Annotated in this window: 21 protein-coding genes; 8 read left to right on the forward strand and 13 right to left on the reverse strand. The window is 65.7% G+C overall.

The features are described 5' to 3' along the window. Window positions 1–19 precede the first annotated feature (19 nt). The 6 genes from APS40_RS15045 to APS40_RS15075 all read left to right on the forward strand — a co-directional run bounded on the left by APS40_RS15045 (window position 20) and on the right by APS40_RS15075 (window position 5,668). Entirely contained in the window at window positions 20–766 is a 747-nt protein-coding gene (locus APS40_RS15045; RefSeq protein WP_055049683.1) for a branched-chain amino acid ABC transporter ATP-binding protein, read from the forward strand. A 173-nt stretch (window positions 767–939) separates the two neighbouring features. Next, window positions 940–2,394, forward strand: coding sequence for an OmpH family outer membrane protein (locus tag APS40_RS15055; protein ID WP_156342950.1), 1,455 nt, complete (start codon window positions 940–942; stop codon window positions 2,392–2,394). Between the two features lie 31 nt (window positions 2,395–2,425). After that, the gene (locus APS40_RS15060; protein ID WP_055047829.1) at window positions 2,426–3,199 is read left to right on the forward strand and encodes a hypothetical protein; all 774 of its coding nucleotides are present in this window, start codon (window positions 2,426–2,428) and stop codon (window positions 3,197–3,199) included. A 2-nt stretch (window positions 3,200–3,201) separates the two neighbouring features. After that, window positions 3,202–3,969: a hypothetical protein gene (locus tag APS40_RS15065; protein ID WP_055047830.1), complete on the forward strand. Its 768-nt coding sequence runs from the start codon at window positions 3,202–3,204 to the stop codon at window positions 3,967–3,969. Next, entirely contained in the window at window positions 3,966–5,000 is a 1,035-nt protein-coding gene (locus tag APS40_RS15070; protein WP_055047831.1) for an OmpA family protein, read from the forward strand. Before APS40_RS15065 ends, APS40_RS15070 begins: the two co-directional genes overlap by 4 nt. Continuing rightward, the gene (locus APS40_RS15075) at window positions 5,000–5,668 is read left to right on the forward strand and encodes a thermonuclease family protein (protein ID WP_055047832.1); all 669 of its coding nucleotides are present in this window, start codon (window positions 5,000–5,002) and stop codon (window positions 5,666–5,668) included. Before APS40_RS15070 ends, APS40_RS15075 begins: the two co-directional genes overlap by 1 nt. 112 nt (window positions 5,669–5,780) lie before the next feature. On the opposite strand, the gene APS40_RS15080 is transcribed toward APS40_RS15075, so the two are convergent. The 6 genes from APS40_RS15080 to APS40_RS15105 all read right to left on the reverse strand — a co-directional run bounded on the left by APS40_RS15080 (window position 5,781) and on the right by APS40_RS15105 (window position 9,565). Further along, window positions 5,781–6,224 (reverse strand): c-type cytochrome, encoded by a 444-nt coding sequence (locus tag APS40_RS15080; RefSeq protein WP_055047833.1) that lies wholly within the window; start codon window positions 6,222–6,224, stop codon window positions 5,781–5,783. Next, window positions 6,221–6,661, reverse strand: coding sequence for a c-type cytochrome (locus APS40_RS15085; RefSeq protein ID WP_082434435.1), 441 nt, complete (start codon window positions 6,659–6,661; stop codon window positions 6,221–6,223). The genes APS40_RS15080 and APS40_RS15085 overlap by 4 nt, the downstream gene beginning before the upstream one ends. Continuing rightward, the gene (locus tag APS40_RS15090) at window positions 6,658–7,197 is read right to left on the reverse strand and encodes a methylamine dehydrogenase light chain (RefSeq protein WP_055047835.1); all 540 of its coding nucleotides are present in this window, start codon (window positions 7,195–7,197) and stop codon (window positions 6,658–6,660) included. The genes APS40_RS15085 and APS40_RS15090 overlap by 4 nt, the downstream gene beginning before the upstream one ends. Window positions 7,198–7,258: 61 nt before the next feature. Beyond that, a complete protein-coding gene (gene mauD / locus APS40_RS15095) occupies window positions 7,259–7,858 on the reverse strand; it encodes a methylamine dehydrogenase accessory protein MauD (RefSeq protein WP_055047836.1) in 600 nt (199 codons plus the stop codon). A gap of 13 nt (window positions 7,859–7,871) precedes the next feature. Beyond that, window positions 7,872–8,402 (reverse strand): MauE/DoxX family redox-associated membrane protein, encoded by a 531-nt coding sequence (locus APS40_RS15100; protein WP_055047837.1) that lies wholly within the window; start codon window positions 8,400–8,402, stop codon window positions 7,872–7,874. Beyond that, a complete protein-coding gene (locus tag APS40_RS15105; RefSeq protein WP_055047838.1) occupies window positions 8,402–9,565 on the reverse strand; it encodes an amine dehydrogenase large subunit in 1,164 nt (387 codons plus the stop codon). The genes APS40_RS15100 and APS40_RS15105 overlap by 1 nt, the downstream gene beginning before the upstream one ends. Before the next feature lie 156 nt (window positions 9,566–9,721). On the opposite strand from APS40_RS15105, the gene APS40_RS15110 reads away from it, so the two are divergent. After that, a complete protein-coding gene (locus APS40_RS15110; protein ID WP_055047839.1) occupies window positions 9,722–10,654 on the forward strand; it encodes a helix-turn-helix domain-containing protein in 933 nt (310 codons plus the stop codon). Between the two features lie 59 nt (window positions 10,655–10,713). Here the strand turns inward: APS40_RS15110 and APS40_RS15115 are convergent, their stop codons facing one another. From APS40_RS15115 to APS40_RS15145, 7 genes are all read right to left on the reverse strand, one after another. Continuing rightward, window positions 10,714–12,702: a CocE/NonD family hydrolase gene (locus APS40_RS15115; protein WP_055047840.1), complete on the reverse strand. Its 1,989-nt coding sequence runs from the start codon at window positions 12,700–12,702 to the stop codon at window positions 10,714–10,716. Continuing rightward, window positions 12,699–14,012: an MFS transporter gene (locus APS40_RS15120; RefSeq protein ID WP_236884113.1), complete on the reverse strand. Its 1,314-nt coding sequence runs from the start codon at window positions 14,010–14,012 to the stop codon at window positions 12,699–12,701. The genes APS40_RS15115 and APS40_RS15120 overlap by 4 nt, the downstream gene beginning before the upstream one ends. A gap of 93 nt (window positions 14,013–14,105) precedes the next feature. Then, complete coding sequence (locus APS40_RS15125; protein ID WP_055047841.1) at window positions 14,106–15,665, reverse strand: ABC transporter substrate-binding protein; 1,560 nt, start codon at window positions 15,663–15,665, stop codon at window positions 14,106–14,108. Next, window positions 15,662–16,681, reverse strand: coding sequence for an ABC transporter ATP-binding protein (locus APS40_RS15130; RefSeq protein WP_082434438.1), 1,020 nt, complete (start codon window positions 16,679–16,681; stop codon window positions 15,662–15,664). Before APS40_RS15130 ends, APS40_RS15125 begins: the two co-directional genes overlap by 4 nt. After that, window positions 16,678–17,520 carry an ABC transporter ATP-binding protein gene (locus APS40_RS15135; RefSeq protein WP_055047842.1) on the reverse strand — a complete coding sequence of 281 codons (843 nt, stop codon included), beginning with the start codon at window positions 17,518–17,520 and terminating at the stop codon, window positions 16,678–16,680. The genes APS40_RS15130 and APS40_RS15135 overlap by 4 nt, the downstream gene beginning before the upstream one ends. Next, window positions 17,517–18,419: an ABC transporter permease gene (locus tag APS40_RS15140; RefSeq protein ID WP_082434439.1), complete on the reverse strand. Its 903-nt coding sequence runs from the start codon at window positions 18,417–18,419 to the stop codon at window positions 17,517–17,519. Before APS40_RS15140 ends, APS40_RS15135 begins: the two co-directional genes overlap by 4 nt. A 2-nt stretch (window positions 18,420–18,421) precedes the next feature. Further along, a complete protein-coding gene (locus APS40_RS15145) occupies window positions 18,422–19,366 on the reverse strand; it encodes an ABC transporter permease (protein ID WP_055047843.1) in 945 nt (314 codons plus the stop codon). Between the two features lie 96 nt (window positions 19,367–19,462). On the opposite strand from APS40_RS15145, the gene APS40_RS15150 reads away from it, so the two are divergent. Beyond that, window positions 19,463–20,143 carry a GntR family transcriptional regulator gene (locus tag APS40_RS15150; protein ID WP_082434440.1) on the forward strand — a complete coding sequence of 227 codons (681 nt, stop codon included), beginning with the start codon at window positions 19,463–19,465 and terminating at the stop codon, window positions 20,141–20,143. The last annotated feature ends 38 nt before the right edge of the window (window positions 20,144–20,181 follow it).

A 20,181-nucleotide genomic window follows, 5' to 3' on the forward strand; every position in this document is an offset into this window, starting at 1 on the left:
GATCGCCATGGACACCGAGATGGCCGCCACGCACCGCGCCGAGCGCGCCGCCCCCCATGACGGTCCGTTCTTCGCGGCAAGCGACATTCACGCCTACTACGGCGAGAGCTACATCGTGCAGGGCGTGAGCTTCGATATCCGTCACGGTGAGATCCTGGCGCTGCTGGGCCGTAACGGCGCCGGCAAGACCTCGACGCTGCGCACCATCGCGAGGGTCGACAACCCATCGTTGCTCTCGGGCGAAATCTGGCTCGATGGCCAGCCCATCCACAAGATGAAGGCGTTCGAAGCGGCGCGGGCCGGCATCCAGCTGGTGCCCGAGGACCGGCGCATCATCCAGGGACTGACCGTCGAGGAGAACCTCACCATCGCCCAGGTGGCGCCCGGCCGCGGTTGGGCGCTCGAACGCATCTACGCGCATTTCCCCCGGCTCGCCGAACGCCGCCGGCAGGAAGGCGTGACGCTCTCGGGCGGCGAGCAGCAGATGCTGGCCATCGCCCGGGCCCTGGCCCGCGACCTGAAGCTCCTGCTGCTCGACGAACCTTATGAAGGGCTGGCTCCCGTCATCGTCGAAGAGATCGAGCGCATCCTCAACGAGATCAAGGCGCTCGGCATCACCACCATCATCGTCGAGCAGAACGCCATCGCCGCGCTGCGCCTCGCCGACCGCGCCGTAATCCTCGATACCGGCGAAGTCGCCTTCACCGGGCTGGCCAAGGACGTGCTCGCCGACGAAGCGCTGCGACGGGAATACCTCGCGATCTGAAAGCCGACGGCCTTGCGACGCGAAGGAGCATCTTGAGCTCAACGCCGCTCGTGTTTCGCCGGTCGAGCAAGAAAAGCTGGCTTCCCCTGCTGACGGATACTCGCCTCAACTGTGACTTCACCTTGACCGGTGTTCTCTCCGGGCGATAGCCTCAATCTTGGGGGTAATAGGGTATGTTGAATTCACTTGAGCGTTTACGCGGCGCGCTTGGTCGCCCAGCGCACACTTATCGTCCGACACTGCAGACGTTCAACGACATCGACGTTCACCGTCTCGAACGCGAGATGGACTTGGGCAACCGCGGCGCGGCTCGGGGAGGGGACGATCTTCCTGCCACCGCAAGCGCCTCGCTCGAGGCGACTGAACGTGAGATCGTCGAACAAATCGGCGCTGCTCAGAAGGCGGCCCATGACGAACTGCAGTCGCAACTCGCAACATTCCACGAGCGACTGACCGAGCTCGATTTCGAGTCTCGGTTCGCGGCTATTTCGGAAGTCGCGCATGGCGGTCTCGCGGATCTGAAGGCCGAGCAGCAGATGGCGCTCGATGACCTCCATATCTTGCGCAAGGACCTGACGATTGCGGAGACTTGGCTGGACGACTTTCGCAGGCAGCACCGCATCAAGCGCCTCGCCGACAGGAAGACTGCGCTCGGCACGGTCGTGAAATTACTGGTGATCGCGCTTTTGGTGGCCGGCGAGATCATCGCCAACGGGTACTTTCTGAGCGGTGGCAACGAGCTCGGCCTCGTTGGTGGCATCGTGGAAGCTCTGCTGTTCGCAGTCCTGAACGTCGGCGTTGCGGTCTTCGTCGCGGTGGTCCTGCTACCCAACCTCTATCATCGGAATTTGCTGCGCAAAGCGTTCGGCCTGGTCTCGTTATTCGGCTTCTTTGCCTGGGCGGGGGCATTGAACCTTGCCCTTGCCCATTATCGCGAGGCGGCCGGGACGAGAGAGCCCACCGCGCAGTTCGCCGCCCAGGCCAGAGACGCTGTCATGGAGCGCCTGCAGACGTGGCCGCTGGAACTCGATCAGTTCGAGTCTTGGCTGCTGTTTGCCATTGGTGTGCTGTTCGCTCTGGTCGCGCTGATCGATGGACTGAGCCTCGTCGATAAGTATCCCGGGTACAGGAAAGCCTCGGAAACAGCGCGGAAGGCGCAAGAAGACTACGCTGGTGAACGTCGCGCCAAGATCGAGGATCTCAGCGACAAGCGCCAGGAGTATCAGGAGGCGGTGTCTCAGTTGCGCCTCGATATCTCCAAGCGGCGCACCGAACACAGCTCGATAATGGCACATCGCCTCAAGCTGCTCAGCCTGTTCCAGGAGCACCAAAATCAGTTGGAGAAGGCAGGCAATCAGCTCCTTCGGACGTATCGTGACGCCAACGTCGCAGCGAGATCGTCGCCTGCTCCGGCCTATTTCGAGGAGCCGTTCAAGCTCGAGCGGCTATCCGTCACGCTGGACGGGCTGAACGAAATTACTTCCGACGCGCTGCAGATCAGAATCGACGAAGCACAATCACAGCTGCAGATGGTCATGGCGGAGGTCACCCAGGAGTTCGAGCTTGGGCTGGCCAGGTATCGCCAGCTCGACGCCCTTGTTCCGGACGGCAACCATGTCGCGACGTAGGCGCGGGAGGAAAGGCAATGCCGGGCAGATTGTGCTGATCGCGGTGCTGGCTACTGCGCTTGTCGTTCTGCTCGGCGGTCTGGTTTGGCTCGTGCTCAAGGCACGCGCCGACTACGTGCCGCGCGATCAGGCAACGCTCTGCCCGTTATCCGGCTATACCTCGCAGACCCTGGTCTTAATCGACACCACGGACGCGTTTGCACCCGTGACCCAGACGCAGGTGTTGAACAAGTTGCGGGATGTCGTGACCGCGATCCCCAAGGACGGCTTGCTTGAGCTTCAACTGCTCGGCGCCGACGCCGCGCGAACGCGACCGGCGATGCCGCCGCTCTGCAATCCCGGCGATGGCGGCGACATCGATCCGATCACCGGCAACCCGGAGCTGGCCAAACGGCGCTGGCAGATGCAGTACGCCGAGAAGGTCGAAGAGGCGTTGCGAAGCGGCGTGGCGGGCTCCACACAGGACTATTCCCCGATCATGGAGGCCATCCAACAGATCGCAGCAGAACACCTCACCTCCCAGCATGATCGGTCGATTCCATCCCGCCTAGTAGTCGTCTCCGACATGATCCAGCACACGGCCGGCTACTCACATTATGTCGATGGGCTGTCCTCGGAGGCGTTTGCTGCGAAGGCGCGGAACAGGTTGGCGACCGACCTTGCTGGCGCCGAGGTAGAGTTCTGGATGGTGCGCCGCCCAACGCAGAAAGTCGACGCCGAGCAGCTTGGGAATTTCTGGCTCGAGTGGGCCAGCAACAGCAACGCGAAGAGACCCGTCACCCTGTCGCCGCTGATGGGAATGTAGCAATGGACCAGCCACGAACGCGCCGCGCCGACCCGACGGGCCCTGCCGTCTTCATCGCTTTCTCAGTGATTGGGGTGGCCTACATCATCGGCGCGAAGGCGCTGAAGGTCGACGCCGTCATGGTTACGCTGGTCCCCGTCCTACTTATGATAGGCTACGCAGTCTGCATCTGGTTGTTCAAGGCGCTTAGGCTTCGCAGCGATCAGTCCGGCGATAATTTCTACTACATGGGGTTCATCTACACGCTGACCAGCCTGGCGGTGACCCTTATCCAGTACGCCGACGGAACTAACGCGGCGGAGATCATTCGCAATTTCGGTGTTGCAGTCGCCTCGACCATTGCCGGCATAGTGCTGCGTATCGTCTTCAATCTATTCCGCCGCGACCCGGTGGAGGTTGAGCATGAGTCGCGGCTGGAGCTCTCGGAGGCTGCCCGTAAGGTGCGCCAGGAGCTGAACGGCATGTTGCTCGAGTTCTCGCATTTCGGACGCACCCAGCAGCAGATGGCTCAGGAGGCGATGGACGAGTACAGAGAACGGGCGGAAGCAACCACCAGCACCTTGGTAGAACTGCTCGGTAGCGAAACCCATGCTGACGCTGTCGCGAAGGCCCGCGCCGAGCTTGAGGAGACCCAGAGACTTCTGGTCGAAGTCAATCTGGCGCTGGCCGAGATCCCCGGCCTGTTGCGGCACAGGCGGCGCGTCGGCTTCTGGCGGAGGCTCGCATTCTGGGCCCCGATCGACGCTCTGCCTCGACACGAACAATCATGACCGCGCCGATCGCCGAAACGGAGCGCGGTCACCGACGTGGCGTCGTTCTCGGCTTCACCATGGCCGAGCTGTTGTTGCTGCTGCTCTTCTGCCTGCTTCTGATCTCAGCCACGGCGCTGCTCGCCAAGGACAAGGAGATCACCGCTCTTCAGCAGCAGGTCGAGGCTTCCGCCGGAATTAGCAAGAGCGACATTCCGCGCAATGCGCTGCAGCTGCAGATACTATTGAAGATGTTGTTCCCCGCGGGCGTTCCGCCGCTGAAGGACGCCGACTTTGCCAAGCTCTGGGAAAAGCTGGTGCTTGCTCGGGACATGGAAGGGCTGGCCACCTCGGTCGGGCTCGAAAGTCCGGAACAGTTAAAGCAACTACTGACCGTCTGGGGCGACATGCAAGGTCGTTTCGCCTCCGAGGCGGAGATGGCTAAATTGCTCTCGCTATTAGAGCGCCTGGTCGCCGCCGGCGCGGGCACCCTGACGCCAGACCAGATGGAGGTATTGGTCAAGGAGTCGTCCAGGCTGACATCCAGCTCCGACCCGCCGGGAAGCCGCTGGCCCCCGATCATCTCGCTCGATGGAAACCGCTACCGGTTCGAGATCGGCAGCGCCGAGATCACCTCGGGGTTCCAAGAGTATCTGGAGGACGAGGCGGCGGTGAAGATCGCTGGCCTGCTCCAGCAATACAATGCCGACGTCATCGAGATCGTTGGTCACACCGATGAGCAGGTTATCCAACCCAATATCGAGAAGACCTCCAACCTCGACCTGCTGGCAATACCCGCTGTTAATGGGGTTCCCGGCATACACCTGACACCGGTCGATAACGCAGGCCTCGGCCTCGCGCGTGCCATTGAGGTTGCCCGTGTGCTGCGGCAACAGCCCGAGCTGGCAGGGGTACGGATGGTCCCGCTCTCTGCGGGACAGCTCATCCGCAAGGGTGACCTGCTCTCGCCAGGAAGTGGTCAAGCGCTCAACGATCCCGACCGGAGGCGCATCGAGATCCGTGTGCGTCGAAGCACCCCAGAAGCCAACTGATGGTCGTTCTCCGGTGCTTCGCTGCGACCATAATGCTGGCCATTGGTCCGGCTTTCGCATCGGACATTCTGGTGATCGATGGTGATACGATCGAGCTCGGCGGAACCCGCTATGGTATCCACGGCATCGACGCTCCCGAACCCGGACAGCAATGCGAGCGAACTGGGGGAAAGAGCTGGAACTGCGGTGCCGCCGCGGTTGTTGCGCTCGAAGAGATCGTGTTCCCGGCAACAGACGTCCATTGTGATGCCGGCGAACTCGATGACTATGGACGCACTATCGCCGTCTGCTGGGCGGACGGCATGGACATCGGAAAACATCTGGTGCGTAGCGGCCTAGCCTGGGCGTTCGTGAAGTTTGCCACCGACTATGTTGAAGATGAGGCGATGGCTCGGGCCGCGCGTATTGGCATCTGGCAGGTCGAATCGGAGACCCCGTGGGACTTCCGGGCGAGACGCTGGAGCGTCTCGGGCAACGAAGCTCCCGACCCTAATTGTCCGATCAAGGGCAACATCAACAGCGAGGGCGAGCACATCTATCACCCACCTTGGTCCCCAGTGTACGCACGTACCCGAATAAGCCCTGAGAAAGGTGAGCGCTGGTTCTGCGACGAAGGCGAAGCAGCCGCAGCGGGATGGCGACCAGCCTATTGGGGGCGCCGAGGCTGACGACCATCCATGGCACCTGCGGCCGAGCTGCCGACCGTGCTGCTACGCGGGCGGTGTTTGACTGCACGCTTCACCTCCAGCAGCCTCTTGTTCCCATTGCAACGGCACCCCCTCACGGCCAGGGGTAATCGGGCACCTCGATGCCGTCTTCGGCCAGCTTGTCGGCGACCACGCGCCGGTACTTGACGACGTTGCCGACCTCCGTGGCCCGCAGTCCCGCGACCGCGTCGGCGGTGAACGGCTCGAAGGGCACGGGCAGCGACTCCCCGGCATAGGTCTCCATCACGTAGTTGAGCAGGTCGGCAATCTCCTTGTCGGAAAGGCTCGAGCCGATCACCCCGGGAACGTGCAGGAGGTAGGCGCGGCCCTCGGGCAGCCGGGCAAAGACGCCGACCTTGTCGACGAAGTCCGGGATGCCGGCGCTGGGCAGGCCGGAGCCGTCGGCAAGATGGCAGCCGACGCATTTGAGGATGTAGTTGGTCACCGGGGTCCGCTCGGCGCCCTGGCCCAGCGCCGTGCCGGCCAGCAGCAGGGCCATCGCCAGCACGCGCTTCATTCCGTCGCCTCCTGCCGCAGCGCCTGCAGTTCGATATGGCTGGGCACCTTGGCGCGCATCCGGGTCACCGTGGCCGGCGTCAGCCGTCCGCTCAGCCCGTTCAGCTCGCCCAGCACATAGTTCCCGACCGCAATGAGCTCCTCGTCGGTCATCCAGCTCTGCGACGGCATGGCCAATCCCGCATAGACCTCGCCATCGGCGACGATCTGCCCGGAGAGGCCCCCGAGCAGCACGCCGGCGACATAGGCGGGGGCATTCTCGCCGAAGCCGGCAAACAGCGCCGCGTCGACCAGCGGCGGGGCCAGCCCGGGCGAACCGATGCCGCCGGTCTGGTGGCACCCGCTGCAATTGTCGTCGAACAGGGCGCGCCCGGCGTCGTCCGCGAGGACCGGCGCCGTCAACAGCGCCAATCCGGTTGCGATCAGACGCAGCCTCATTGGGCGATACCGACCACGACGGCCAGCGTGCAGTGGATGCCCTTGTCGGTATTGGCGACGCACCAGCTGGATTCGCTCGCCAGCCCCATGCGGTAGCCCGGACGGTCGCCTTCCTGGCGCGAGCAGCCGTCGCCGCAATCCCCGCCCTTGCCGCAGCAATCGTTGTAGGAGACCAGGTAGTCCTTGTCGTCATTGGGGTTGCGGCAGGTGCCGACCCACGCGACCTTGGAGGGGGTGGAGCCCGGCGGGCATTGGGTGATGCTGCCCCCGCACTGGGTGCAAAGCGTGCCGTGCAGCGAGCAATAGCGCCAGTATTCGCAATCGGTCGGAATCTCGTCCGGCTCCCCCAGGCCGCGGGCGAAAGCGACGCCGTTCGAGTTGTCATAGGGCAGCATGGGCAGCACGGCCCCGCCGACCAGCGCCCCGCCGGCCTTCTGCAGGAAACTCCGTCGGCCGGCGACGCTGGCGATGCGGCGCGTGCGCGCTTCCGCCATTGTGTCCACCCACTCCATCAGGTTGTCGAAAAACTTGGCCATATCGGCTCTCCGTCATGAGGAAAACTGCGCCCGACCGGCGTGCCGGCCGGTCCGGGCGGCGTCAGTGCTGAACTGCAGGCTGCTGGTCGAGGTAGGACTGGATCGAGCCGACCTTGAGGTCATAGGCGTTGAACAGGCTGTCGAACTGCTCGCGGCTGTTGATCAGGCCCTTGGCCCGAACCGTGCCGTGCTGGTCGAGCAGCACCGCATAGGGCAGGCGGGCGACGCGATAGGCGAGGCCGAGTTCGGTCGACACCACATAGGGAAAGTTCGACAGCCTGGCGGTCTCGATGAAGCGCTGGTGCTGGGCCTTCTCGCCGTCGCTGGCCAGCACCACATCCAGCCACTTGCCTTCGGCCTTGCGGACCGAGTCGACGATCGGCAGCAGTTTCTTGCAGACCGGGCAGGTGGGCGAAACGAAGAACACCAGCGTCGAGCGGTTGGGTTTCGGCCCGATCGACACCATGCCGCCGGTCAGGCTGGCGAGGCTGAACAGTGGCGTCTGCTGTCCCACTTCGGGCCCGGAATCGTTGACGAGGGCGCCCATCGGCGAGATTCGCTCGAACAGGATGCCGATCTGGCGACCGAGTGCGAGCAGGCCGACGGTCAGCGCCACGACCATGAGGAGCAGGGCGGCCAACGCAAAATAGATGAGGTTCATGGAATCCACCTGGTCAGCGCGTCCGGCGCGCGAGGGATGAGTTTGCGAGGATTTGTTCGGCGAGCAGGAACACCACCCAGGCGGCGAGCCCGGCGGCGATGGCAGTGACCGTGCCGCCCAAATCCAGGCTGAGCGGGCCAGCCAACAGGGCGAGGCCGACGAGCAGCACGAGGACCGCATTTCTGAGCACCAATGCCCGGGACAGCGGTTGGATCGCTCCGCCGCAGCCGCACTCGATGTGGGTGCGGCCACGCCGGATGTTGAACGCCATGGCCGCGGCGTACAGCGTGAACATGGCCGCCGCGATCGCCAGTCCGGGCGTCTGGCCGCCGGGCACCAGTTGCAGCGCAACGACGGCGATTTCCGCGGTCACGATCCCGATCGATACGGGGCGCACCAGGCGCTCCCCGATCAAGCGGTAATCGGCGACGAACCCGGTGAACTCGGTGAACTCGGTCAGCTTGTGGAGGGCCGCACGGGCAAAGATAAGCGCGATGAATACGGTGATGGCCGCCGATGCGAGGGAGGCGAGGGAGCTCTCCATCACGGCGAGCTCGTCAGCGTCGTGGCGAAACCGAAATCGGCATGCTCCGCCACCTTCCTGGCCGCAAACCTGGCGGCCGGATCCACATCGTAACGATAGACCTTCCGTTCCCCGATGCTGAGGCCGTAGAGCACCGGGACGGCGTCATCGGTCACGTAGACGGCGTTGAGGCCATCGACGTTGGAGCGATAGAGCAGCTCGTTGTTCTTGAGGTCGTAGGCCCAGACTTCCTTGGCATCGTGGTAGTGGCTGCCGTCGTGATGGTCGGGCGCCATCGGCACGAACAGGATGCCGTTGGCATCGTTGTAGGTGACGACGCTGTAGCCCGAGGTACCCCAGTTGCCGTCGATGCCCTTGGCGATCGGCGTGACGCTCAGCGTCCTGACTACACCGTCGCTGTCCGAGAGCCGGTAGACATTGGCGTGGTAGGAAATGAACAGCAGATCCCCGTCGGCCCGTTCGGAGGCGAGATAGATCGGGTCGGCGTCGACGTCGAAGATCTTCTCGCTCTTCTGGCTCTCGAAGGCCGTGCCGTCGGCCGTCAGGGTGAACGTGGTGAAGGCGCCGTCATTGCAGATCGTCGAGTAGGCGTAGCCCTCAACGGCCGGGTAGATGCCGTAGCAGCCTGGCGAGGGCACTTCCTGCACCACCTCGCCCCTGTCGAGGTCGACCACGGTAACCGAGGTCGCGGGGGTGGCGTTCTGCACGTAGAGGAAGCGCTCGTCGGCGCTGAGCTGCAGCAGCGCGCGGTCGTCGGTGTACTGCGTCACCTTGAACGGCAGGACGATTTCCTTCTGCAGCCGGTTGGTGGCGACGTCGAAGACCTGCAGCACGTGCTCGCCGCTGCCCGAGGCAAGGCGGGAATAGAAGCCCGAAACCAGATAGAGCGTCTTGCCGTCCCTCGAGGCGGTGAAGTGGCTCTGGGCGCCGCCGCTGACGCTGCCCTTCAGCTTGAGGTCGTCAGCCGAGTAGATGTAGACGGCGCTGGGTCCGCCACCCCAGTTCTGCATGTTTACGAACACGTTCGGGCCGGGATCCATCGCCTCCTTGGCCGTCGGCGTTTCGGGAACGAACTGGGCCTCCTGCCCGAACGCACATGCCGGCCCGGCGATGCCGCCGACAAGGCAGGCAGCGCCCAGCAGGGCTGACAGTCTGGTAGCCATCAAGGTCTCCATCAATGAGGAGCCGACAATCCAGCAAACCGGCTAACCGTATGAAATCCACTTTCCCAGAAACCATTGCCTGAAATTTAGGCATTTATTCTTCTTGCTCGCATCGTAGGCAGACGTTACCCCTTTTGCGACTGGAGAACACCGCCGTTGCGACCGACCGGGACCCTGACGATTGCCACCCACGCCGACGCCTCGGAGCAGGAGGTCGCACTAAGAGGCTGGGAACAGCGCTACCGGCAGATGAGCCGCGGACGGTTCGAAGGGGCGACCGCGTCGGTGGATTTCGGCCGGGTATCGATCGGCGAAGAGCGGCTGAATGTCGAAGTCGCACAGACCTCGTCGCCGCCGCCGGGAAAGCTGGTGCTGATCCTGCATCCGCGCGTGGTGGCGCGGCGGCTGAACGGGCAGGCGCAAGCCGCCCAGCTGTTCTTTCATCGCGGCGGCAATGTGCTCGATATAACGAACGCGTCAGGAGACAGCCGCGCCTGCTACCTCATCGTCGACGAGGCGCTGTTCCCCGACCTTGACTTCCGGCAGGTCGAGCCGATCAGCGCCGTCAAGGGCTATGGCGGCGCCGACGAGCTCACCGACTGGGCGCAGTCTGTGCTGGCTTCCGCGCCGACCACCATGCGGCAATCACCCGGAGCCATGGAGCAGGTGCTGCCCGGCATGATCGCCGATCGGGTCTGGGACGTCTGTAGCCGGATGCTCGCGGCGGAATCCGGCAAGCGACCGCGCGAGACGTATGCCTATGCGCTGTTCAAGCGCGCCAGGGCCCGGGTCATGGACGATCCCGATCAGGTCCTCGGGGTCTCCGACCTGGCGGCCTACCTCAATGTGCCGGAGCATGTGCTGCGGGGCGCCTTCCTCGACGCCACCGGGATCACCCCGCGCGCCTGGCTCAGGATTTTCCGCCTCGACCGGGCCCGGCGCGCCATCCTGCAGTCCGACAGGTCGTCGAAAACCGTGGCGCAGGTGGCGATGGAAGCCGGTTTCTTCCACCTCGGGCGCTTCTCTGCCTACTACGCGCAACTCTTCCATGAAACCCCGTTCGAAACCCTGAGGGGGCTCGTGGGGTAGGGCCTGCTCCGGCGGTGAGCCGCGAGACGGGCTTGCCCGCCGCAGCTCACCGGCTGGGGCTAGTAGTCGAACGCTTCGCGCCAGCTGCGATGGAAGACCTGCTCCTCGTCTTCGTAGGCGGTGAGGTGGGCATTCAGCACCATCTTGCCGTCTTCCCAGCCCACGGTGCTGTGTGACACCAGCTTGGTGTGCCAGCCCGGACGCTCGGCGATCTGGGTGGAATAGAACTCCGCGCTGGCCGACGATCCGTCACCCGGCAGCACCGAGTAGCCGTGACCGCCCGAGCCGCTGAGCTGCAGCTCGCCGATTTTCCAGGTCTTGCGCACCGTCCTGGAGATGAGCTCCGCCCGGCCGGTCGTTGCCTCCCACGTCGATTGCCGCACCACACTGCCCGGCGCGACGTCTTCCGAAGCAAGCGGGGCGGCAGAGATCGGGGGGCCGAACTCCGGCAGCGCGTGCACCGCCGTTTCCGGCATGGAGGGCAGCAGCAGGCTCGTCGCGTCAGGGAAGAGCGTGATGCCGCCGAGCCTGGGTTCCGGCCACACCATGGGCCAGTAGGTGGTGGAGAGCGCCAGGCGGATCCGGTTGCCGGGCTGGAACTCGTAAGCCACCGCCTTGAGCGGGATTTCGTAGCTGAACCGCTCGCCCGCGGCGACGCCCGCCGGGCGATTGATGCGCCGGATGGCGTAGGTAATGCGGCCCGAGGTGCCGTCCGGAACCACTTCGTTCAGGCGGACGATCACCGTCGCCTTCTCGCCATCCATGGCGAGATCGAGCTTCAGGCGCGGAAAGCCGACGACTTCGACCGTTTCGGTCAATACCGGCGTATCGAAGCATACCGACAGGCCATCGTCGGCGCGGTTGTCGCCCTGAAATTCCGGTCCGTCGCCGCCACCGTCGAGCGGACACCATTCACCGGCATGCGCGCCGAGCTGTTGCGGCGTATCGATGCGAAGCGGCGGCGCCCCGGAAGGTGGCGCGAAGACCAGGTTGCGATCGTCGAGATGGTATCGGCGCGCCTCCCCCTCGTGCGGCCATCCCGGCACCGCGATCCAGCGGCCGCCGATCCGGGGATAGCGCGGGTGGGGCTCGAAATCCTTGCCGACCCAGAGCCGCAGCATCGGCTCGTCCATGATGCCGGTGTCCTCGTCCAGCAGCCAGTGCCGCCACCAGCGCATGCACTCTTCGAGAAAGCCGATCTGGGGACCGGGCTTGCCCCAGTTGGGGTACATGTGGGTCCACGAGCCGATCAGACCCTTGCGCGGCGCCTTGAGGTTCTGCATCAGCCGCAGCACGGGGTCGGAATAGCCATCGGTCCAGCCGGTGACGGCGTAGACCGCGCACTCGATGGCATCGTAGTTCTCGCACACCGAGCCGTGCTTCCAGAACGCGTCGCGCTCCATATGCGCCATCCAGTCGGCGAGCGGCGGGCGCACGTTCTCGAGCCGATGCATCCACATGTCGCGCCAGTGCTCGCCGACATGGGCGGGGTCGGGCGCCCGGCCAAGCTGTGCGAACAGCCCCGAACCCCACTGCATGCCGTCGAGCAGCAGCCCGCCGCCCATGAAGTGGACATCGTCGGAGTAACGGTCGTCGGTCGAGCAGCAGGTGACGATGGCCTTGAGCGCCGGCGGACGGCGCGCCGCGATCTGCAGCCCGGCAAAGCCGCCCCAGGAAATGCCGATCAGCCCGACCTTGCCGTTGCACCAGTCCTGACCGGCGAGCCAGGCGATCACCTCGAGGGCATCGTCCTGCTCCTGTTTGAGGTATTCGTCGTGCAGTAGGCCATCGGAGTTGCCCGAGCCCCGCAGGTCGACACGGCAGGCCGCGATGCCGTTCTGCGCGAAATACCCGTGCACCATGGAATCGCTGATCGCGGTCAGGTCGGACTGGCGATACGGGATCCATTCGAGCACCACCGGCACCTTGTCGGCCACCGGATGTTCCGGCCGCCACAGCCGCGCCGTCAGGATCGTGCCGTCGGACAGCGGGATGGTGATCTGCTCGTAGGGGGCGGGCGTGTCGCTCAGGTAAAGCGGTTCGGTCATGGCAGAGGCACCTCGTGTTCGACTGGATGGACGGTGGGGACAGGCGGCAGATGGCCTTTCCCGGCAGGCGGACGCCTGGATCTGAAGGCGAGCAGCAGCGCCACGACGACCCCCAGCATGCCGCCGCCGATAAAGGTGACCGGCATGCCGAAGCGGTCGCCGATCGCGCCGGCGACCAGCGAGCCCAAAGGCACCGTGCCCAGCATCATCATCGCGTACATCGCCATGATGCGGCCGCGGAACCCGGGCGGGGCGAAGTGCTGCAGCAGTGTGTTGGACGCGAGGTTCTGCGACAGGATCGCAAAGCCCATGGGCAGGGCGAGCAGCGCCGACAGCCACAGCATGCCGGAAAGCCCGATGCCGATCTGCGCCAGCCCCAGCAGCACCGCCGACCAGACCGGCCAGACGCGCATGAGCTTCAGGTCGTCGAGCAGCGTCAGGGTGATCGCGGCGGCGACCGCACCGATGCCGGTGATCGACATCAGCATGCCTGCGACGCTCGCGTCGGCGTCCAGCATCTGGCTCGCCAGCGCCGGCAGGAAGGAGAAATACGGCACGCTGATGAAGCTGCAGGTGCCCACCAGCAGCAGGATCCGCCCGGCCTCTTCATGGCTGCGCACGAAGCCGATGCCGTCGCGCATCTGCGTGAGGAAATGCTCGCGCCTGGTCGCCTCGCGCTGTGGCAGCCGCAGCGACAGCAGCACAAAGAACGCGGGGATGTAGGCGAGGGCCTTCAGCACGAAACACCAGCCCTCGCCGAACAGCGCGACGATCGAGCCGCCCACCGCGGGGCCGATCAGCCGCGCCACGTTGAACAGCATCGAATTGAGGGCAATGGCGTTGCGCAGATCCTCGGCCGGCACCAGCTCGGCCACCAGCGTCTGGCGCGCCGGACTGTCGAAGGCAGCGGTAACGCCCAGGGCGAGGGTGAGTCCGATCATGATCTCGATCGTCACCGCACCGGTCAGTGTCAGCACGGCGAGCAGCGTCACCAGCGCCAAAAAGCAGAGCTGGGTGATCAGCAGCATGCGGCGCGGACTGGAGCGGTCGATGATCGTTCCGGTGAGCGGGCCGAGCAGGAAGGTGGGGCCGAGGTCGCAGACCGCGAGAATGCCGAGCAGCCAGGGCGAGGCGCTGAGCTGCCACATCAACCAGCCCAGGGCGATCGAATGAATCCAGCTGCCGATCACCAGCGGCACCTGGGCATAGAAGTAGCGGCGATATTGCTGGTGCCGGAGGGCGCGTCCGGCGCGCTGCCACCACGTCATCCTGGGCTGTGGCGCGATGCCCGGGGCCGGCGGTCTGCTCACGACATGAATACTCCCGCGAGGACGCTCGCGTCCGCGCGCTGCAGGGGAAAGGATGAAAAGGGCTGGCCGGGCGGCCCGGCCAGCCGAGCCCGATCAGGCCATGGTGATTTCGCGGAGCAGCGCCCACTGTCCGTCGGGTGTCCATGCGCCCTTCAGCTCCGGCGGGAACAGCCAGGCGTTGACGCCGTGGTAGAGGAACACGTAGGCGCCGGTTTCCTCGAGCTGGTCCTGCAGTGCGACATACATCTCGGTGCGCTTGGCATCGTCGGTTTCCGCGGCCGCCGCGGCATTCTCCGCGTCCCATTCCGGCGAGCAGGTGCGCTGGAAGTTCCACACGCCCACCTGTTCGCAGGTGAACCATTCGGTGACCCAGCTGGGGTCCGGTGCGGTGGTGAAAGTCGAAAAGAACAGCTCGATCGTCGCCCAGCTGCCGCCGTCCTTGTCCTGCTGCTGCGCGGTGAGCGCCGAACCGTCGACCTGGCGGACGTCGAGGGTGATGCCGACGGCGGCCAGTTGCGCCTGGATGATCTGCGCGGCAACCAGCAGGTCCGCGTCGGTGCCGAACTCGAGCTTGATCTGCAGTCCCTCCGCGCCGGCTTCCGCCAGCAGCGCTTTCGACGCTGCCGGGTCATAGGGGTAGAGCAGTTTGTCGCGGGCGCCGAGCAGCGGCGGCGGCACCACGCCGAACGACGGCTTCACTGCGTCGCCGAACGTGGCCAGCACCACTTCCTCGGTGTTGATCGCCTGCTGGATGGCGCGGCGTACGCGGATATCGGTGAGCTTCTCGTTGAGCGAGTTCATGCCCAGCCAGGTATAGGCGAGAGCCGGCTTGACGATCAGGCTGTTGGGGCCGCCTTCCCGCCCGGGGATGGATGAGACACCGATCTGGGTAATGTCGAGATCGCCGGCGTCGAACGCCGTTTCCGCCGAGGTGGTGTCCTGGATCGGATAGAGCTGGATCTCGTCGAAATAGGGGGCGGGACCGCTCCACGACTCGTTCCGCGTCAGCGTGATGCGCTCGCGCGGCAACCATTCGGCCAGCTTGTAGGGGCCCGAGCTGGCGAGCGGATCGGTCTCGATCACCCCGGCATTGGCTTCGACCGCCGCCTTGCAGACGATCAGGCCGGAGGCGTGCGGCAGGGTCGAGGTGAACAGCGGCGCGAACGGCCGGCTCAGCTTGATGACGCCCGCATACTTGTCGGTGACCTCGACGCTGTCGAGCGCCGCCCAGTCGGAGGCATAGACGGCGTTGACGCGCGGGTCGCGGAAGCGCTCGTAGGAGTATTTCACGTCTTCGGCAGTCACTTCGCCGAAGCCGTTGGTCCATTGCACACCCGGTTTCAGCTTGAACGGGATGCTGAGCGGATCGGCCTGTTCGAGCGTCTCGGCAGCATCGAGCTGCCAACCCCACGCGTCGCCCGACTTGTACTGGATGAGGCCGGAATAGATGGCGAACATCACCGTCTCGTCGTACCAGCCGCCGCGATTGGCCGGGTCGAGGTTGCGGATGTCGCCGTCGTTGCGGATCTTCAGCGTCTTGCCGTCGATGGCGAAGCTGGCCTTGGTGGCAAACAGGTTGGCGCCGACGGCGCCCAGCGTGGCGGCGCCGAGCGTTCTCAGCAGCTGGCGGCGGGAGAGTTCAGGCGATCTCATGGGGTAGGCTCCGGGTGCATGATGGGAAGCGGTGGCGTCGTGGCCCCGGCGGTCTGCGCCGCCTCGACATGGGGGAAGTGGCACTTGACTGATTGGCCGTTGCCGAACAGGCGCTCGGCCGGCATCGCGCTGCGGCAGATCGCCTGGGCGATCGGGCAGCGCGTATGGAATTCACAGCCGGAGGGGCGTCGCCTGAGGCTCGGCACCTCGCCCTGCAGCGGCCTGGCGCGCTCGGTCGAGCCGCGGGCGGCGAGCAGCGCCCGGGTATAGGGATGCGCCGGTCGCGCGAAGATATCCGCCGTCCTGCCGCACTCGATGACGCGGCCCAGATACATGATGGCGATACGATCGGTGACATGCCGTGCCACCGCGAGGTTGTGCGTGATCAGCAGGAAGCTGAGCCCCAGCGTCGCCTGCAGCTCGTTGAGCAGGTTCATGAGTTCGCCCTGCACCGAGAGGTCGAGCCCCGCCGTCGGTTCATCGGCGACGACCAGTTTCGGCCGCAGCGCCAGCGCGCGCGCCACGGTGACGCGCCGGGCCTGGCCGCCGGAAATCTGGTGCGGGTAGCGGTCGACGAAGTCGCCGCCCAGCCCGACCTGTTCGAGCAGGTCGATGGCGCGCGCCCGTCGGTCGGTCGCCTTGCGATGGATGGCCAGTGGTTCGGTCACCGAGGCGCCCAGCGTCATGCGCGGATCGAGCGCGGCCATCGGGTCCTGGAACATCAATCCGACATTGCGGCGCACCTCGCGCCACAGCTGGCTCCTGGAGCGCGTCACCGGCACGTCGGCGAGGGTAATGCTGCCGGCGCTGATCGGGGTGAGGCCGAGCAGCGCTCGACCCAGCGTGGTCTTGCCGCTGCCGCTCTCGCCGATCAGTCCGAGCGTTTCGCCCGCTTCGATGGCAATGCTGACGCCCGCCAGCACGGTCACATGGTTCGGGCTGGCCGCCCGGATATGCTCCAGCATCGTGCCGGTGGGATAGCGGACGACGAGGTCGTTGATCTCCAGCAGCCTCATGTCGCGCCCTCCGCCGCCATGATCGACTGGATGGTCGGCAGGCGCCGGGTCGGCTCGACGATCCGCGAGGGATCGCAGGCCAGCAAGGCCCGCGTGTAGCTGCTCTGCGGCCGCGAAAAGACCTCGGCCACGGTGCCGGTTTCCATCAGCGCGCCGCGATACATCACCGCCACCCGGTCGCAGAGCTCGCCGACGAGCCCCATATCGTGGGTGACGATGACGATGGAGCCTGCAACCATGCTGCGCATCTCACGGATCAGTTCGACGATCTGTGCTTCGGTGGTGGCATCGAGCGCCGTCGTCGGCTCGTCGGCAATCAGCAGCCGGGGCGAAGTCAGCAGCGCCGCGGCGATCGCCACCCGCTGGCGGATGCCGCCGCTCAGCTGATGCGGGTATTGCGTCATGCGGATATCGGGGTCGGAGAGGCCGACCCTCGCCAGCATGTCGCGGGCTCGGTCTGCCTTGTCTCGCCTGCTGCCGGCCTGCCAGTGCTGGAACTCGATCAGTTGCCGGCCGATCGGCACGACCGGGTTGAGTGCGGTGAACGGATCCTGCGAGACGGTGGCAACCACGGTGCCGCGCATCCGCCGGCGTTCGGCCGCCGTCATTGCGGCAAGCTCGCGCCCCTCGATCGCCAGCGACCCGCTTAACGCGGCGTTGGGCGGCAACAGCCCGAGCAGGGCCGAAACGAGGCTGGACTTGCCCGAACCGCTCTCGCCGACGAGGCCGAGGATTTCTCCCTTACCGACCTGCAGCGAGACGTTCCGCACCGCCGCGACGGCAGACGGGCCATGTCCGTAGCTTATCGACACGTCGCGCAGTTCGACCACCGGGCTCATCGGCGCGCCCTCGCCGAGCGTGGATCGAATGCATCGCGCAGCGCTTCTCCCAGGAAGGTGAAGGCGATGGTCGCGATGACGATGGGGATGCCGGCGGTGATCGCGATATGCGGCGCCTGCCGCACGAAGGCATAGCCGTCCGAGAGCATCGTGCCCCAGCTCGGATCGGGCGGTTGCACGCCCTGTCCGAGAAAGCTCAGTCCCGCTTCGATGCCGATCACCGCCGGAATGTCCATCGCCACCAGCACCAGCAGCGGCCCGACCAGGTTGGGCAAGAGGTGGCTCAGCGCCAGCCGCAGCGGCGAGGCGCCCATGGCGCGGGCGGCGACGACGAAATCGGCGTTGCGCAGCACCAGAGCCTGGCTGCGCACGATGCGGAAATAACCCGGCGCCATCGAGAACACGATGATGCCGATCAGCGTCACGAGGCTGGGGCCGTAGATCGCGACGACGGCCAGCGCGAACAGGATCATCGGCAGCGACTTGGCGGCGTCGCAGACGAGGATCAGCAGGCCGTCGATCAGGCGCGGGGCCAGCGCCGCGATCATCCCGAGCGTCGCGCCGACCAGCAGCGCGCCGCCGGTGCCGAGCACCGCCACGCGCAAGGCCGTGCTGGTGCCGTAGATGAGGCGCGAGAGCACGTCGCGGCCAAGCTGGTCCGTGCCGAGCCAATGCGCCCAGCTCGGGCCCTGCAGGCGGATGCGCGGGTTGAGCGCGATCGGATCATAGGGGGCGATCAGCGGTGCGAACGCGGCACAGACCACAAGAGCCACGACGAGCAGCAGCGAGATCGCTCCAGTCGGGTTGGCGGCGACCCGCCGCAACGTGCCGGCAACCTCGCCGGCGCTCCGGCGGATGGCGCTGCGTGGCGTTCCGATGGCCTGTGAGGCGACAGCCATGCTCAGGCCTCCTGCCGGATGCGCGGATCGAGCAGGGCGGCGATCACATCGGCGACGAGGTTGGCGACGACATAAAGCGCGGTGGTCACCACCACGGTGCCCAGCAGCACCGGGAAGTTGCGCGACATCACTGCATCGTGCGCCAAGGAGCCGAGGCCGGGGCGGGCGAACACCACTTCTACCAGCACGGCGCCTGAGAGCAGGCTGCCCATGCCGACGCCGAGCACCGCGACGACCGGCACCATGGCGATGGGCAATGCGAAGCGGAGCGCGATGCGCAGGTCCGATACGCCGAAGGCGCGGAAGGTGCGGACGTGGTTCTCGCTGAGCGTTTCCAGCATTGCCGCGCGGACGAGGCGCGCCATGTAGCCCACCCAGCCGACGCCGATGGCGAAGGCGGGAAGGATCAGGCGGCGGGCCTGATCGGCCGGATCGCCGGCTTCGCCTGCGCCGATCGCCGGCAACCAGCCGAGCATGACGGCAAACACCACGAGCGCATAAATGGCGACGAGGAAGGATGGCAGCGCGATGACGCTGGTCGAGAAGATGCCGATCAACCGGTCGGTCCAGCCATCGGGCCGCAAAGCCGACCATACTCCCAGCGGCACGCCGAGGAGGATCGCCCAGCCGAGTCCGACGACTGCGAGCACGACCGTCCTCGGGAGGGCCGCCGACACCAGGTCGAGCACCGGCCGTTTGGTCAGGATGTCGGTGCCGAGGTCGCCTTGCGCCAGTTGCGAGACGAATCGCATCGCCTGCACCGGGAGCGGCTGGTCGAGCCCCATGCGTTCGCGGAATACCGCTTTCTGCTCGGCCGTGGCGCGAGGCCCGAGCGCAATGGTCGCGGGGTCGCCCGGCACGACATAGATCAGGCTGAACAGCGCGAGCACCGCCGTGATCAGGATCGCCAGCGACAGGCCGAGCCGCTTGAGCAGGTAGGAAGCCAACTACGCCTCTCGCGTCGAGCGTTGCCTCCCTGGGTGGCCGGGGGTGTTCCACCTCCTCGGCTGTGATATATTACGAAGCGTATCAGGGGACGCAAGATGCTTTCTCAAGCAATCTTCGTCTGTGATGAAGAAATAGGCAATCGCGCGGGAAGCTGGCGGATGAAGGCTGAAATGACGAGCACCGGACTGGAAAAGCGCACCTCGTTCGCCGACCGCGCCTATGAGCGGCTTCGCCACGATATCGTGCGATGCGCCCTGCCGCCGGGGGCGGAGTTCACCGAAACGGAGCTTGCCGAGCGGTTACAGATGAGCAAGACGCCGGTGCGCGAGGCGCTGGCCCGCCTGCAGTTCGAGGGGGTGGTGCGCGCCTACCCGCGCCGTGGCTACCGGATCGAGCCCATCCGCGTGTCCGATATCAACGAGATCTTCGACGCTCGTATCGTGCTCGAGGCAGGCGCCGTCGGCCTCGCCGTACCGCAGATCAGCGCGGCGGAGCTCGATGAGCTGGACCGTCTGGCCGCCGCCTCCACCGACCGCGACTACATGGTGGATTTCGACCACTCGCAGCGCATCAACAACGCCTTCCACGAATCGATCGCACTGGCTTCGCGCAATGCGCGGCTGCATCGGATGGTGGGGCAAACGATCACCGAGTTCGACCGCTTCTTCTTCCTCGAGGCGCAGTCGGATGCGCCATATCCCCCGGCCACGTCTCGCATGCGCAGATCGTCGCCATCATGCGCCAGGGAGATGTCGCTGCCGCCCGGGACGCCATGAGCACCCATATCAACAGCATGCGCAACATCCTGATCGAG

It is taken from the genome of Devosia sp. A16 (assembly GCF_001402915.1).
Classification (GTDB): domain Bacteria; phylum Pseudomonadota; class Alphaproteobacteria; order Rhizobiales; family Devosiaceae; genus Devosia_A.

Excerpts from the sequence above, each read along its gene's own strand:
- APS40_RS15045 (WP_055049683.1), top strand. The coding sequence starts at position 20 with ATGGCCGCCACGCACCGCGCCGAGCGCGCCGCCCCCCATGACGGTCCG.
- APS40_RS15055 (WP_156342950.1), top strand. The coding sequence starts at position 940 with ATGTTGAATTCACTTGAGCGTTTACGCGGCGCGCTTGGTCGCCCAGCG.
- APS40_RS15065 (WP_055047830.1), top strand. The coding sequence starts at position 3,202 with ATGGACCAGCCACGAACGCGCCGCGCCGACCCGACGGGCCCTGCCGTC.
- APS40_RS15070 (WP_055047831.1), top strand. The coding sequence starts at position 3,966 with ATGACCGCGCCGATCGCCGAAACGGAGCGCGGTCACCGACGTGGCGTC.
- APS40_RS15075 (WP_055047832.1), top strand. The coding sequence starts at position 5,000 with ATGGTCGTTCTCCGGTGCTTCGCTGCGACCATAATGCTGGCCATTGGT.
- APS40_RS15080 (WP_055047833.1), bottom strand. The coding sequence starts at position 6,224 with ATGAAGCGCGTGCTGGCGATGGCCCTGCTGCTGGCCGGCACGGCGCTG.
- APS40_RS15085 (WP_082434435.1), bottom strand. The coding sequence starts at position 6,661 with ATGAGGCTGCGTCTGATCGCAACCGGATTGGCGCTGTTGACGGCGCCG.
- APS40_RS15090 (WP_055047835.1), bottom strand. The coding sequence starts at position 7,197 with ATGGCCAAGTTTTTCGACAACCTGATGGAGTGGGTGGACACAATGGCG.
- mauD (WP_055047836.1), bottom strand. The coding sequence starts at position 7,858 with ATGAACCTCATCTATTTTGCGTTGGCCGCCCTGCTCCTCATGGTCGTG.
- APS40_RS15100 (WP_055047837.1), bottom strand. The coding sequence starts at position 8,402 with ATGGAGAGCTCCCTCGCCTCCCTCGCATCGGCGGCCATCACCGTATTC.
- APS40_RS15105 (WP_055047838.1), bottom strand. The coding sequence starts at position 9,565 with ATGGCTACCAGACTGTCAGCCCTGCTGGGCGCTGCCTGCCTTGTCGGC.
- APS40_RS15115 (WP_055047840.1), bottom strand. The coding sequence starts at position 12,702 with ATGACCGAACCGCTTTACCTGAGCGACACGCCCGCCCCCTACGAGCAG.
- APS40_RS15125 (WP_055047841.1), bottom strand. The coding sequence starts at position 15,665 with ATGAGATCGCCTGAACTCTCCCGCCGCCAGCTGCTGAGAACGCTCGGC.
- APS40_RS15130 (WP_082434438.1), bottom strand. The coding sequence starts at position 16,681 with ATGAGGCTGCTGGAGATCAACGACCTCGTCGTCCGCTATCCCACCGGC.
- APS40_RS15135 (WP_055047842.1), bottom strand. The coding sequence starts at position 17,520 with ATGAGCCCGGTGGTCGAACTGCGCGACGTGTCGATAAGCTACGGACAT.
- APS40_RS15140 (WP_082434439.1), bottom strand. The coding sequence starts at position 18,419 with ATGGCTGTCGCCTCACAGGCCATCGGAACGCCACGCAGCGCCATCCGC.
- APS40_RS15150 (WP_082434440.1), top strand. The coding sequence starts at position 19,463 with ATGCTTTCTCAAGCAATCTTCGTCTGTGATGAAGAAATAGGCAATCGC.